Annotated in this window: 11 protein-coding genes; 6 read left to right on the forward strand and 5 right to left on the reverse strand. The window is 73.9% G+C overall.

Features of this window, described 5'->3' with window-relative positions; all coding sequences use genetic code 11:
• Nucleotides 1-157: 157 nt before the first annotated feature.
• From ACF07S_RS32860 to ACF07S_RS32880, 5 genes are read right to left on the reverse strand one after another with little or no spacing between them, the layout of a single operon-like run.
• Nucleotides 158-1,468: a DUF58 domain-containing protein gene (locus tag ACF07S_RS32860; protein ID WP_391975877.1), complete on the reverse strand. Its 1,311-nt coding sequence runs from the start codon at nucleotides 1,466-1,468 to the stop codon at nucleotides 158-160.
• A complete protein-coding gene (locus tag ACF07S_RS32865) occupies nucleotides 1,468-2,457 on the reverse strand; it encodes an AAA family ATPase (protein ID WP_391967239.1) in 990 nt (329 codons plus the stop codon). The genes ACF07S_RS32860 and ACF07S_RS32865 overlap by 1 nt, the downstream gene beginning before the upstream one ends.
• Complete coding sequence (locus ACF07S_RS32870; protein WP_391975878.1) at nucleotides 2,457-3,653, reverse strand: DUF4350 domain-containing protein; 1,197 nt, start codon at nucleotides 3,651-3,653, stop codon at nucleotides 2,457-2,459. The genes ACF07S_RS32865 and ACF07S_RS32870 overlap by 1 nt, the downstream gene beginning before the upstream one ends.
• The gene (locus ACF07S_RS32875; protein ID WP_391975879.1) at nucleotides 3,650-4,393 is read right to left on the reverse strand and encodes a DUF4129 domain-containing protein; all 744 of its coding nucleotides are present in this window, start codon (nucleotides 4,391-4,393) and stop codon (nucleotides 3,650-3,652) included. Before ACF07S_RS32875 ends, ACF07S_RS32870 begins: the two co-directional genes overlap by 4 nt.
• 4 nt (nucleotides 4,394-4,397) lie before the next feature.
• Nucleotides 4,398-5,729, reverse strand: a complete 1,332-nt coding sequence (locus tag ACF07S_RS32880; RefSeq protein ID WP_391975880.1) for a glycerophosphoryl diester phosphodiesterase membrane domain-containing protein — start codon at nucleotides 5,727-5,729, stop codon at nucleotides 4,398-4,400.
• Between the two features lie 140 nt (nucleotides 5,730-5,869).
• Here ACF07S_RS32880 and mtnA point away from each other — a divergent pair, with 140 nt between their 5' ends.
• The 6 genes from mtnA to hpf all read left to right on the forward strand — a co-directional run bounded on the left by mtnA (nucleotide 5,870) and on the right by hpf (nucleotide 13,816).
• Entirely contained in the window at nucleotides 5,870-7,018 is a 1,149-nt protein-coding gene (mtnA, locus tag ACF07S_RS32885) for an S-methyl-5-thioribose-1-phosphate isomerase (protein WP_391975881.1), read from the forward strand.
• 4 nt (nucleotides 7,019-7,022) lie between these two features.
• Complete coding sequence (gene mtrA / locus ACF07S_RS32890; RefSeq protein WP_391967244.1) at nucleotides 7,023-7,712, forward strand: two-component system response regulator MtrA; 690 nt, start codon at nucleotides 7,023-7,025, stop codon at nucleotides 7,710-7,712.
• A 1-nt stretch (nucleotide 7,713) separates the two neighbouring features.
• Nucleotides 7,714-9,975, forward strand: a complete 2,262-nt coding sequence (gene mtrB / locus ACF07S_RS32895; RefSeq protein WP_391975882.1) for an MtrAB system histidine kinase MtrB — start codon at nucleotides 7,714-7,716, stop codon at nucleotides 9,973-9,975.
• Nucleotides 9,965-11,791, forward strand: coding sequence for an LpqB family beta-propeller domain-containing protein (locus tag ACF07S_RS32900; protein WP_391967246.1), 1,827 nt, complete (start codon nucleotides 9,965-9,967; stop codon nucleotides 11,789-11,791). The genes mtrB and ACF07S_RS32900 overlap by 11 nt, the downstream gene beginning before the upstream one ends.
• 78 nt (nucleotides 11,792-11,869) lie before the next feature.
• Entirely contained in the window at nucleotides 11,870-12,811 is a 942-nt protein-coding gene (locus ACF07S_RS32905; RefSeq protein ID WP_391975883.1) for a ComF family protein, read from the forward strand.
• A gap of 312 nt (nucleotides 12,812-13,123) precedes the next feature.
• Complete coding sequence (gene hpf / locus ACF07S_RS32910) at nucleotides 13,124-13,816, forward strand: ribosome hibernation-promoting factor, HPF/YfiA family (protein ID WP_391975884.1); 693 nt, start codon at nucleotides 13,124-13,126, stop codon at nucleotides 13,814-13,816.
• Nucleotides 13,817-13,920 lie beyond the last annotated feature (104 nt).

Raw genomic sequence — 13,920 nt, forward strand, 5'->3', positions numbered from 1 at the left:
CTGCAGGGGGGACCCTGTGGGAGAGTAGGACGCCGCCGAACAATCGTTGAGGAGACCCCCGTGCCATTCGGCACGGGGGTTTTCTGCGTTTAGGGGACTGGTGCGGTCTCGCCTTTTCCGAGGTCCGCTCCCTGATCCCCCGTGTGCTATTCCGTGTTCACAGACGTCCGGCTGCCTTCAGAGCCAGATAGGCGTCCGCGAGTGCCGGCGCCAGTTGCTCGGGAATCGCGTCCACCACGGTGACTCCGTGGCGGCGCAGTTGTTCCGCGGTCCGGTGACGTTCCTCGTACGACTGCGCTGCCGCCGCCGCCTCGTACACCGCGTCGGTGTTTCCGCGGGCCGTGGCCATCGTGGCGATGTGCGGGTCGGCCACCGAGGCCAGGAGGACCGTGTGGCGTTGCGTTAGCTGGGCCAGGACGGGCAGCAGGCCCTCCTCGACGGGCGCCGCGTCGAGCGTGGTGAGCAGCACGACCAGGGAACGCCGGGGCGCCGTACGCAGCGCTGTGGCGGCCAGGCCCCGGGCATTTGTCTCGACGAGCTCGGGTTCGAGCGTGGCCATGGCGCTGACCAGGGAGGGCAGGACATCGCCCGCCGTGCGGCCCTGGACGAGGGCGCGCAGGCGGCGGTCGTAGGCCAGGAGGTCGACACGGTCGCCGGCGCGGGAGGCGAGGGCCGCGAGGAGCAGGGCCGCGTCCATGGCGGCGTCCAAGCGGGGAGCGTCGCCGACGCGGCCCGCCGAGGTACGGCCGGTGTCGAGGACCAGCAGGATGTGACGGTCGCGTTCGGGACGCCAGGTGCGCACCGCGACAGCGGCCTGGCGTGCCGTGGCGCGCCAGTCGATGGAGCGGGTGTCGTCGCCGGGGACGTATGCGCGCAGGCTGTCGAACTCGGTCCCCTCGCCGCGGGTCAGCACGCTGGTACGGCCGTCCAGCTCACGCAGACGGGCCAGTCTGGACGGCAGGTGCTTGCGGCTGGTGAAGGGCGGCAGGACGCGCACGGTCCACGGGACCTTGTGGGTGCCCTGGCGGGCGAAGAGGCCGAGGGGGCCGTAGGAGCGGATGGTGACGCGGTCGGCCCGGCGGTCGCCGCGGCGGGTGGGGCGCAGCCGCGTGGTGATGCGCCGGCGCTCCCCCGGAGGGATCAGCAGGCGGTGCCGGGAGGCTGCCACCTCCGTGCCGGGCTGCCAGCTGCTGGGGGGCCAGGCGTCGCGGATGCGGGCACGCAGCGGGCGGCGGGACGGGTTGGTGACCGTCAGGGTGACGTCGGCGGTCTCGCCCAGGCGTACGGAGGCGTCGCCGGAACGGGTCAGCCCGAGGCGGCGTACGGGGGCGGCCAGGGCGAAGTCGCAGGCGCAGGCCACCGCGAGCGGGGCGTTGACGGCGAGGATGCCCGTCCAGCCGGGTTCCCACAAGCCGACGGGGAGGGAGCCGAGGGCCGCGAGCAGGGCGGCACGTCCGGTGGGGGCCATCAGCGGGGGACGGGGACGTGGGCGAGGATCGCGTTGATGACCGAGTCGGTCGTGACGCCTTCCATCTCGGCCTCCGGGCGGAGCCGGACGCGGTGGCGGAGAGTCGGGAGGGCGAGGGCCTTCACGTCGTCGGGGATGACGTAGTCGCGGCCCGTCAGCCAGGCCCACGCGCGAGCGGTGGCCAGCAGGGCGGTGGCGCCCCGGGGAGAGACACCGAGGGTGAGGGACGGCGACTCGCGGGTGGCGCGGCAGACGTCCACGACGTAGGCGGTGATCTCGGGGGAGACGGTCGTCCCGGCGACCGCGCGGCGGGCCGCCTCCAGGTCGGCGGCGTTCGCGACGGGGCGTACGCCGGCGGCGCGCAGGTCGCGGGGATCGAAGCCGTCGGCGTGGCGGGTGAGGACGTCGATCTCGTCCTGGCGGGACGGGAGGGGGACGGTGAGTTTGAGGAGGAAGCGGTCCAGCTGGGCCTCGGGCAGGGGGTAGGTGCCCTCGTACTCGACCGGGTTCTGGGTCGCGGCGACCAGGAAGGGGTCGGGGAGGGGGCGGGGGGTGCCGTCGACCGTCACCTGGCGTTCCTCCATGGCCTCCAGCAGGGAGGACTGGGTCTTCGGGGGAGTGCGGTTGATCTCGTCCGCGAGGAGGAGGTGGGTGAAGACCGGGCCGGGCTGGAAGGAGAACTCGGCGGTGCGGGCGTCGTAGACCAGGGAGCCGGTGACGTCGCTCGGCATGAGGTCGGGGGTGAACTGGACGCGCTTGGTGTCGAGCTCGAGGGCGGCGGCGAGGGCGCGGACGAGGAGGGTCTTGGCGACGCCGGGGACGCCTTCGAGGAGGACGTGGCCGCGGCAGAGCAGGGCGACGACGAGACCGGTCACGGCGGGGTCCTGGCCGACCACGGCCTTGGCGATCTCGGCGCGCAGGGCCTCCAGGGCGGCCCGGGCGGCGGCCGGGTCTCCGGGGGGCGCGGCGTTGTCAGTGGTCGGGTCCATCATGGACGGCGTACCTCTCTTTCGAGGGCGTCGAGTCGGTCGGCGAGCCGGACGAGTGCCGTGTCGTCGCCGGGCGGCGGTCCGAAGAGGAGGGCCTGCGGGTCCCGTGCGTCGCCCTGGAGGCGGGCGGACAGGGCGGGGAGCAGGGCCTCGGGCGCGTGGGCCTGGGCGGCGGGAATGCCTACGAGGGGGGCGAGGCGGGTGCGGGTGGTGGAGCGAAGAGCGCTGGCCGCGCGGTCGCGGGCGTTCGCCTTGCGGTAGAGGCGGGCGTGGCCTTCGACGGTTTCGGAGGCGCGGATCGCCACGGGGAGTTCCTCGGGCACCAGGGGGCCGAGTCGGCGCGCCCGCCACAGGGCCGCCAGGGCTGCGGCGACGAAGAGTTGCAGGGTGCCCCACAGCCAGCCGGAGGGGAGCAGGTCGAGGAGGCCGCGCCCGCCCTCGCCGGAGGCGGCGGAGGCGTCGGCGGGCGAGGGGAGGTACCAGACCAGATGGGGGCGGGAGCCGAGGAGCTGGAGGGCGAGCGAGGCGTTGCCGTGCTCGGGGAGGCGGTCGTTGAGGAGGATGTCGGGCGCGCCGAGGAGGACGGTGTCGCCGTCCCCGGAGGGTGCCGGGAGGCGCAGCACGGTGGCCAGGCGCTCGCTGGGGTAGCACTCGTCGGCGGTGAGGTGGGTGGTGGTGTACCGGATGCCGCCCGTGTCGGCGGTGCCCGCGCGGCGGGCGGCGGGCAGGGCGCAGCCGGGGGCGAGGGTGGAGTCGAAGCTGGTGGCGGGATCGGCGGTGACGCCGGGGGCGAGCCGTTCCACGGAGGAGCTGCCGGAGGAGACCAGGACGGTGCGGCCGCCGGAGTTGGCGAAGGCGGAGCGCAGCCGGGTCTGCTGACCGGGGGTCAGCAGGTCGGGGACGGCCACCAGGAGGGTGGTGTCGGGTCCGGCCGCCGCGGCCGCCTCGTCGAGGGTGGTGACCACACGCGTGTCCACGCCGCGGTCGGCCAGGAGCTCGGCGACGGCGCGGCTGCCGTAGGGGTCGGCGGAGCGCGGGTCGAGTTCGCCGTGCCGGGCGTCGGAGCGGACCACGGCGATCGCGACGGCCGCCGCGAGCAGCAGGACCACCCCGAGGACGACGCCTCGCGCGCGGGTCCACACCTGGCGGGTGGTGGGCGAGGACGAGGTGGACGAGGGCGTGACCCCGGTCGTCATCCGGCGGCTCCCCGGCGGGTGGAGTTCGCGCTGCCGCTGCTCGCGAGTTGTGGCCTGGTGCGGTCCAGATCGCGGTCGAGTGCGGCGAGCTGCCGGTACGAGTGCTCCGTCGCGGTCCGGCCGCCGTATGCGACGTCGTCGAAGGCGCGGGCGGCGGTGTGCAGCCGGTCGGTGTGGGCGGGCAGGGCGAGGCCGGCCTCCGCGGCGGCCTCGTCGGCGGTGCGGCCGGGCCGGATGTCGAGCAGTGCGCGTTCCTCCAGGGCGCGGACGACGGCCCGCATGCGTTCCTGGACCGCCTGGTTCCAGTGGCCCTGGGCGGCGTGCGCCTCGGCGGTCGCGCGGTGTTCGGCGGCGCTGCGGGGGCGGTCGCCGAACAGGGCGGGTACCGAGGCCGGCCGGCGGCGCGGGGTGCCCAGGCGCCACCAGATCGCGCCCAGGACGGCGATCACGGCCGCGCTGACGACGATCAGGCCGAGCGTGCCGCCCGGGGTCGCGGTGGAGGCGGCGCCGAACAGTGTGTCGACCCACTCCCAGAAGGCGTCGAGGGCCCGCCGGAACCAGCTGGGGTCGTTCTCGTGGTACACGCGCTTGGACAGCTCCCGGCGGGCCGCCTCCCGCGCGGGATCACGCGGGACGGTGAGGGGCGGCTCGTCGTCTCCGCGCAGCGGCAGGCGTACGGCCGTGTCCGCGGCTGAGGGCAGGGCGTGCACGGACGTGAGAACTCCCCCCGTGGCGGTCACCGCATCAGCTCCCCGGGGTGGTGCCGGTGCCGTGGTCCTGGACGCCCGCGGCGCGGGCCAGTTCGAGGTCGAGGGCCTCGCGGCGGATGCGCTGGTCGACGTAGAGGAGCACGGCGACGCCGGCCGTGATCGGGAACGTGATCATGGCGCCGATGACCGAGCCGATGCCGCTGACGATCAGGAACGTCCAGCCGATGTCGCCGCCGGCGCTGTCGAGGAAGCCGGAGGCGCCGTCGCCGCTGAGCGCCGCGGCGAGGAAGGTGAAGGGGATGACGATGATCGACGCGACGACGTTCGCGATGATCGTCGCCAGCAGCTGGATGCCGAAGACCCGCCACCAGGAGCCGCGCACCAGCTTGGCGGAGCGGCTCATCGCCTTCACGATGCCCTGTTTCTCCAGCATCAGCGTGGGCGAGGCCAGCGAGAAGCGGATCATCAGCCACAGGGCGAGGACGCCGGCGCCGACCAGGCCCAGGACGGTGAGCCCGATGCCCACCTCGCCGCCCGCCGCGAGGGCGACGAGGAAGCCGGGCAGCGCGCCCGCGGTGACGATGCCGGCGGTGATGAGCAGCAGCAGGCAGATCAGGCCGAACAGCTTCACGATCTGGGGACGCGCGTCGCGCCAGGCCTCGCCGGTGGTGACCGGCCTGCCGAGTACCGCGCGGCTGGTGACGGTCGTGAGCAGGGCGGTGGCGGCGACGGTGCCGACCAGGCTGACGAGGAAGACCACCCCGGAGTTGAGCAGGGCGTCCCCCATGGCGTCGGTCAGCTCGCGGAGGGTGGCGCTGGGGTCGCTCAGGGCCTCGGTGCTGGAGTCGTCCAGGACGAGGCCCTGGAGCAGGACGACGACGATCTCGGTGAGGACGGCGACGGCCAGCGAGATGCCGAGGACCGTACGCCAGTAGGTGCGCATGGTGGAGACGGCACCGTCGAGAATCTCACCGACGCCGAGCGGGCGGAGCGGGATCACGCCGGGCCTGGCCGCGGGCGGGGGGCCGCCCCAGCCGCCGCCCCAGGCGCCGTGCGGGCCGGGCCCGCCCGGACCGCCGTGGCCGCCGGGCGGCGGTGCGCCCCAGCCCGGGCCCGGCGGCGGGGGCGCCTGCGCGGGGTCCGTGGGGCCGGGCCGGCCGGCGGGGGCCGACCACCGGCTGGGCGGTGGCTGCTCCTTCGACCACTTCACGCCCGGGTCCTGCGGCGCCTGTTCCGGCTGCCGGGGCTGGTCGGACGGCTGCCCGGGGTCCGGGCGGTCCGCGGGCCGGGAAGGTCCGGACGCGCCCGGCTCCTGCCCTTCGGACGGGGCGGATCCGGGCGAGGCCCAGCCCGGAGTGTCGTTCATCGTCGCTCCTTCACGGTGCCCGTCCGCGGTCGCGGCGGCAGCTTCGCAGCCATCGTGCCATGGGGTGGTCGGGCACGGACCTGGCGAGGTGAGGGCTGCGCACCTTCTATTGTCCGTGCGAAAGGGGGCAGACTGGCCGCATGGCTGATCAGTACGCACACAGCGGCGACAACAAGCGGCCGACCGAGATCCCGGCGCTGCGCTGGGAAGAGCCACCCGAAGGCCCCGTCCTGGTCCTGCTCGACCAGACGAGGCTGCCGGCCGAGGAGGTCGAACTCGTCTGTACGGACGCGTCCGCGCTGGTGGAGGCGATCCGCTCGCTCGCGGTACGCGGTGCGCCCCTGCTGGGCATCGCGGGGGCCTACGGCGTCGCGCTCGCCGCCGTACGGGGCTTCGAGGTGGATGACGCGGCGGCGGCGCTGGAGAGCGCCCGCCCGACCGCGGTGAACCTGGCCGTCGGGGTGCGCCGGGCGCACGCCGCCCATCGGGCCGCGCTCGCCCGCACCGGTGACCCCCGGCAGGCCGCCGGGGCGGCGCTGGCCGCGGCGCGGCAACTGCACCGGGAGGACGCCGAGGCCAGTGCCCGGATGGCCCGGCACGGTCTGGCGCTGCTGGACGAACTGCTGCCCGGTGGCATGCACCGGATCCTCACGCACTGCAACACCGGTTCGCTGGTGTCGGGTGGCGAGGGGACGGCGTTCGCGGTGGCGCTGGAGGCGCACCGGGCGGGCCGGCTGCGGCGCCTGTGGGTGGACGAAACACGTCCCCTGCTGCAAGGTGCCCGCCTGACGGCATACGAGGCGGCCCGCAGCGGTATGGCGTACACCCTGCTCACCGACAACGCGGCGGGATCGCTGTTCGCGGCGGGCGAGGTGGACGCGGTGCTCATCGGCGCGGACCGCATCGCGGCCGACGGTTCGGTGGCGAACAAGGTGGGGAGCTATCCGCTCGCGGTGCTCGCGCGGTACCACCATGTGCCGTTCATCGTGGTGGCACCGGTGACGACGGTCGACGCGGAGACACCGGACGGGGCGTCGATCGAGGTCGAGCAGCGCCCCGGTCATGAGGTGACCGAGATCACGGCGCCACAGGTGCCGGTGGCCGGGACCGAAGCGGGCGGCGGGATCCCCGTGGCCCCCCTGGGGACCCAGGCGTACAACCCGGCGTTCGACGTGACACCGCCGGAGCTGGTGACGGCGATCGTCACCGAAGAAGGTGCCGTTTCGCCCGTGACGACCGAGGCGCTGGCCGCTCTGTGTGCCAGGTCACGCCAGGTCACGATTAGCTAATGGGATGATGTCGTTCATGAAGGGACGAGTCCTTGTCGTCGACGACGACAGCGCACTGGCCGAGATGCTCGGCATCGTGTTGCGCGGTGAAGGTTTTGAGCCGTCTTTCGTAGCCGACGGCGACAAGGCGCTGGCCGCTTTCCGTGAGACCAAACCCGACCTGGTGCTGCTCGACCTGATGCTGCCCGGCCGGGACGGCATCGAGGTGTGCCGCCTGATCAGGGCGGAGTCCGGGGTGCCGATCGTGATGCTCACGGCGAAGAGCGACACCGTCGATGTCGTGGTGGGTCTGGAGTCCGGGGCCGACGACTACATCGTGAAGCCGTTCAAGCCGAAGGAGCTGGTGGCCCGTATCCGGGCGCGGCTGCGCAGGTCGGAGGAGCCGGCTCCGGAGCAGCTCGCCATAGGCGACCTGGTGATCGACGTGGCCGGGCACTCCGTGAAGCGGGAGGGGCAGTCCATCGCGCTGACGCCCCTGGAGTTCGACCTGCTGGTCGCGCTCGCCCGCAAGCCGTGGCAGGTGTTCACGCGTGAGGTGCTCCTGGAGCAGGTCTGGGGCTACCGCCACGCGGCGGACACCCGGCTGGTGAACGTGCATGTGCAGCGGCTGCGCTCCAAGGTCGAGAAGGACCCGGAGAAGCCGGAGATCGTGGTGACCGTCCGTGGCGTCGGGTACAAGGCAGGACCGAGCTGACATGTCCGGTGACAGTGCCGCTTCGGCGCCCGGCCGGTCCGGGGGCCGTCCGGAGCGGCCTGTCGGCCGGAAGGCGGCGGGCTCCCGCTGGGGGCGCCTGCTGGAGGGCGGGCTGCTGCGGGGCGGAGTCCAGGGCAGCCCGGTCATCCGCCTGTTCGTGCGCTGGGTGCGCCGGCCGCTGCTGCCCGTCATGCGGCTGTGGCGGCGCAACATCCAGCTCAAGGTCGTCGTCACGACGTTGCTGATGTCGCTGGGCGTGGTCCTGCTGCTGGGCTTCGTCGTCATCGGGCAGGTGCGCAACGGGTTGCTGGACGCCAAGGTGAAGGCGTCGCAGAGCCAGGCCACCGGCGGGTTCGCGGTGGCCAAACAGCAGGCCGAGGAGGCCGTGAGCGTCACGGGCGGCGAGGGCGGCACCGCGGTGGACGGCCGCCCCTCGCAGAGCGTCATCCAGTGGATGAGTGACCTCGTGGAGTCGCTCTCCAGCGGTGGTCAGGGCGCCTTCGACGTGGTGACCCTGCCCGTGGGCGACGAGAGCGGCAGTGGACGCGGACCGCGCGCCTCCGGCGAGGTCGACCCGACGGGCAGTGTGCCGGCGGCGTTGCGGGAGCGGATCGACTCCAGCCCGGCGGCGGCCCAGAGCTACACGCGCATCGTCTACGACGCCAGGGAGGACTCCCAGCCCGGCCTGGTCATCGGCAAGCGGGTCAACGACCCGAACGGCGACCCGTACCAGCTGTACTACCTCTTCCCGCTCACCCAGGAGGAGAAGTCGCTGAGCCTGATCAAGGGCACCCTGGCGACCGCCGGACTGTTCGTCGTCGTACTCCTCGGGGCGATCGCCTGGCTCGTCGTGCGCCAGGTCGTCACGCCGGTGCGGATGGCGGCCGGGATCGCCGAGCGGCTGTCCGCCGGGCGGCTGCAGGAACGCATGAAGGTCACCGGCGAGGACGACATCGCGCGGCTCGGCGAGGCCTTCAACAAGATGGCGCAGAACCTCCAGCTGAAGATCAACCAGTTGGAGGACCTGTCGCGGATGCAGCGCCGGTTCGTCTCCGACGTCTCGCACGAGCTGCGGACGCCGTTGACGACGGTGCGGATGGCCGCCGACGTCATCCACGAGGCGCGCGAGGACTTCGACCCGGTGACCGCCCGGTCGGCCGAGCTGCTCGCCGACCAGCTGGACCGGTTCGAGTCGCTGCTCGCGGACCTGCTGGAGATCAGCCGTTTCGACGCGGGCGCGGCGGCGCTGGAGGCGGACGCGATAGACCTGCGCGAGGTCGTCCGGCGCGTGGTCAGCGGCGCCGAGCCGCTCGCCGAGCGCAAGGGCTCGCGGATCAGGATCGCCGGCGACCAGCAGCCCGTGGTCGCCGAGGCGGACGCCCGGCGCGTGGAGCGGGTGCTGCGCAACCTCGTCGTCAACGCGGTGGAGCACGGGGACGGCAAGGACGTCGTGGTGAAGCTGGCCGCCGCGGGCGGGGCGGTCGCGGTCGCGGTGCGTGACTACGGCGTCGGGCTCAAGCCCGGCGAGGCGACGCGGGTGTTCAGCCGCTTCTGGCGGGCCGACCCGGCACGTGCGCGGACCACCGGCGGCACGGGGCTGGGGCTGTCCATCGCCCTGGAGGACGCGCGGCTGCACGGCGGCTGGCTCCAGGCGTGGGGCGAGCCGGGCGGCGGCTCGCAGTTCCGGCTGACGCTGCCCAGGACGGCGGACGAGCCGCTGAGGGGGTCTCCGATCCCGTTGGAGCCCAAGGACTCACGACGCAATCGCGGGCCGGCCGACGCCGGTGCGCCGGGCGGCGGCGAGGGCGACGAGAAGCGTGCCACGGTGCCGGCGCAGCAGGCGGGCGCCGACGGGTCCGCGCGGGCGGCCCGGGACCCGTTGCCGCTGCGGCCGGCGACCGCGGCTCCCACGGCCGACCCCACGGCGCTGCCGGGCAACGGCGCGCGCGTGGTGGCCCGGCCCGGGAGCACGAGCGCGGCCTCCGGGGCCCACGACGACGCGGGGGACGGCGTGGTGCCCGGCTGTGACGGAGCCGACCCGGGCGGGGCCGGCGACCGTACTCGGGCGGGCGGCGGCGGACCGGTGGGGCGGCCGGACGGCGAGGCCGGTGGACGGCCGTCGTACGGCGGCCGGGACGGCGGTGCCGCGGGAGCGGCCGCGGGAGCCGGGGAGCCGGAGTCCCGTACCGGGGGCGCGGCCGATGCCGAAGGACGGGGCGGCGCACATGCGCACAGGGACGGGGAGGCATCGCGTGGGCGGTGAGCGCGGCCGGGGAGCACCGGTGCGGACGGTGGCGTACGCCGCCGCCGGGATCGTCCTGCTGGCGGGCTGCGCCTCGATGCCCGACAGCGGGGATCTGCGGGGCGTGGAGTCCACGCCCCGGCAGGACACACAGGTACGGGTGTTCGCCATGCCGCCGAGCGAGGACGCCACCCCCACACAGATCGTGCAGGGCTTCCTGGAGGCGCTGACCAGCGACGACCCGGACTACAAGACCGCGCGGCAGTACCTGACCCGCCAGGCGGCGAAGACCTGGCAGCCGGAGCTGTCCACCACGGTGCTGTCGGACGGGCCGGGCGCCCACGCGGACACCCCGGAGCGGCAGGACGACGACTCCCTGTCCTACATGCTGACCGGGACCAAGGTCGCCACCGTGGACGCGCAGCAGTCGTACGCGCCGGCCTCCGGGTCCTACAACAAGCTCGTGCACCTCACGAAGGACGCCGAGAGCGGGCAGTGGCGCATCGACGCGGTGCCGCAGGGCGTCGTCATGGGCAAGTCGGACTTCCAGCGCAACTACATGTCCGTCAACAAGTACTACTTCGCCTCGAACAACGCGGGGGCCGGCGCCGGAGCGCCGCCGATGACGGTGGCCGATCCCGTCTTCGTGCGCAGTCACGTCGACCCCGCGACCCAGATGGTGCGCTCCCTCATCGCGGGTCCCACGGCCTGGCTGGGGCCCGCGGTCAGGTCGAGCTTCCCCACGGGGACCGCGTTGCGCAAGGACGCCGGCCCGCTGACGCCGGACGACCGGGGCAGGCTGACCGTGCCGCTGAACGACAAGGCGGCCGAGGCCGGTGCCGGCCGGTGCGAGGAGATGGCGGCCCAGCTGCTGTTCACGCTGCGCACTCTCAGTCCCGCCATGGAGGAGGTCGAACTGCGGGCCGGCGGCCGGCCGTTGTGCTCGCTCGCCCGGGACGGGGCCGAGACCGTGGCCACCCGGGGCGCACTCCGCCAGCCCGATTACCTGTACTTCGTCGACGACGAGCGCCGCCTCGTGCGCATCGCCGCGGGCAGCAGCGGCACCGAGCCCGTCCCGGCGCCCGGGGCGCTGGGCGAGGGCGAGAAGGCGCTGGGCTCCGTGGCGGTCGCACGGGACGAGCGCACCGCGGCCGGGGTCGCCATCGACGGCAGGTCGCTGTTCGTCGCCTCCCTGGTGTCGGGCAGCTCCTTGGGGGAGCCCGTGCTGCGCAGCCGGGCCGAGGCCGAGGAGGACCGGCTGACCACGCCCAGCTGGGACGCGCAGCACGGCCTGTGGGTGGCCGACCGCGATCCCGCCGACCCGCGGCTGTATCTGCTGGAGAAGGGCGCCGGCGAGCCACTGGAGGTGCGGACGCCGGGGCTGGACGGCCGGGTGCAGGCGGTCCGGGTGGCCGCCGACGGGGTGCGGATCGCGCTCGTCGTGGAGCAGGGCGACCGGCGTTCCCTGCTGGTCGGGCGGATCGAGCGGGGCGAGGACGGCGGGCCGGGCGGGCGGCGGTCCGTCACCGTGCTGGGACTGCGCTCCGCGACGCCCGAACTGGAGCAGGTGACGGCCATGTCCTGGGCCGGGGACAGCCGGCTCGTGGTGGTCGGGCGCGAGCAGGGGGGTGTGGAGCAGATGAAGTACGTCGAGGTCGACGGCTCCACGCCGGACGTGCCGCCGCCCGCCGCCCTGACCGGGGTCAAGGACGTCACCGCCTCCGAGGACGAACGGGCGCCGCTGGTGGCGTACTCCGTGGACGGGATCGTACGGCTGCCCTCGGGGGCGCAGTGGCAGAAGGTCACGGAAGGGACCTCACCGGTCTATCCGGGGTGAGCGGAGCCGTCCGGTCCGGTGCCGCGTGAGTTTTCCACAGGGGTGGCCGGGTGCGGTGCGCGCCGGCACGGTGGGGCCGTGCGGGACTGGTGGCGTGACCTCACCGATCTGGTGCTTCCGGCCGAGTGCGGCGGCTGCGGGAGACCTTCCACGGTGCTGTGCGCGCCGTGCCGGGGAGCGTTGAGCGGGGCCCCGCCGCGCCGGGTGCGTCCGGTGCCCGAGCCCGGCGGGCTGCCGGCGGTGCACGCGGCGGCCCGGTACGGGGACGAGGTGCGCGCCGCGTTGCTGGCCCACAAGGAGCGGGGCGCCCTGGCCCTTTCCGGGCCGCTCGGCGAGGCCCTGGCGGGAGCGGTGCGGGCGGGGCTGCGAGCGGCACGCGAGGGTGCTGACGGGCCGGTGCTGCTCGTCCCCGTTCCGTCCGCGCGGCGGGCCGTGCGGGCGCGGGGGCATGATCCGGCCCGGCGGATCGCGTACGCGGCGGCGGGTGAGCTGCGGCGGTCCGGGGTACCCGCCCGGGTACTCCCCGCGCTGCGGCAGCGACGGGTCGTGGCCGATCAGTCGGGGCTCGGCGCGCGGCGGCGGCTGGCCAATCTCGCGGGGGCGCTGACCGTCGTACCGGGCTGCGGACGGCTGCTCTCGCAGGGCCGCGTCGTACTGGTCGACGACCTGATGACGACCGGGGCGTCGCTGGCCGAGGCGGCGCGCGCGGTGCGGGCGGTGCGGGCGGATCCGTGGTCCGCGGCGCCGGAAGCGGAACCGGACGGCGCACCCGGCACCGGACCGGAGGCGGGGGCCGATCCGAGTATTTCGGGGGCCGCTCTCGTGTACCTGGGTGAGACAGGGGAAGGGAGAGGGGAACAGCGGAACGGACCGGTTCGACAGAGGACGGGCCGGCGGTCCGGCGGATCGCCGGGCGCGGCCGGCGCGGGCGGTACGGACGGTACGGACGGGACCATCCGCGTGATGTGCGCGGCCGTCGTCGCGGCTTCACCGGATGCTTTCGAAATACATCGGAACTGACGGAGAACGTACGTCGTTGCAGGTAATGAGAGGGCTAATTCATCTGAATGGAGGTAAGGCGCGGTAGAGGGTGACGACATCCGTCCGGGCGAGATATGTTCGATCGTGAGGGAAAGCCGCAGGCCACACCTCTCGAATCCGATTGCCGCGCTGCGGGTTTTGACAATCACCCGCGCCGGTGGCTTGGGGATCTCGCTCATGGGGGAGGAGGTGGAAGTCACCGAGTCCGAGGTTCCGGACTTCACCGGAGCCTGGTGCGAAAAAGGGAGACGCTCCGCAGCGAAGCGGAGTCATCCGGGAACGGAGTTCTGCGTGGACATCGTCGTCAAGGGCCGCAAGACAGAGGTGCCCGAGCGGTTCCGGAAGCACGTGGCCGAGAAGCTGAAGCTGGAGAAGATCCAGAAGCTCGACGGCAAGGTGATCAGCCTCGACGTCGAGGTGTCCAAGGAGCCCAACCCCCGACAGGCCGACCGCAGTGACCGGGTGGAGATCACGCTCCACTCCCGCGGTCCGGTGATCCGGGCGGAAGCAGCGGCGAGCGACCCGTACGCGGCGCTCGACCTGGCGGCGGAAAAGCTGGACGCCCGGCTGCGTAAGCAGCACGACAAGCGCTATTCGCGGCGCGGCGCGCGCAGGATCCCGGCCGCCGAGGTCGCCGACCACGTCCCGGACGCCGCGACGCTCAACGGGACCGGCGCGCTCTCCGCCGGCGAGGAGCGGGAGGCCGTCCCGACCAAGAAGATCGGCTCACTGGAGATCCAGGGCGACGGCCCCCTGATCGTCCGCGAGAAGACCCACGTGGCGGCGCCCATGACCCTCGACCAGGCGCTCTACGAGATGGAGCTGGTCGGGCACGACTTCTATCTGTTCGTCGACTCCGAGACCAAGGAACCCAGCGTCGTCTACCGCCGGCACGCCTACGACTACGGCGTGATCCACCTCAGCACCGACACGATGGTCACCGCGACCACCTCCCCCGAGGCGGGCGGAACACTGGGCGGCTGACCTGCCGGACGACAGCGGGCCGGTGCCCCTGGTGCGCGTGTGCGCCCCCAGGGGCACCGGTGTGCGACCACCGGGCGCGCACACCGGGACCACGGTGCCGTCCG

This window comes from Streptomyces sp. NPDC016640, from assembly GCF_043076215.1.
GTDB lineage: Bacteria > Actinomycetota > Actinomycetes > Streptomycetales > Streptomycetaceae > Streptomyces.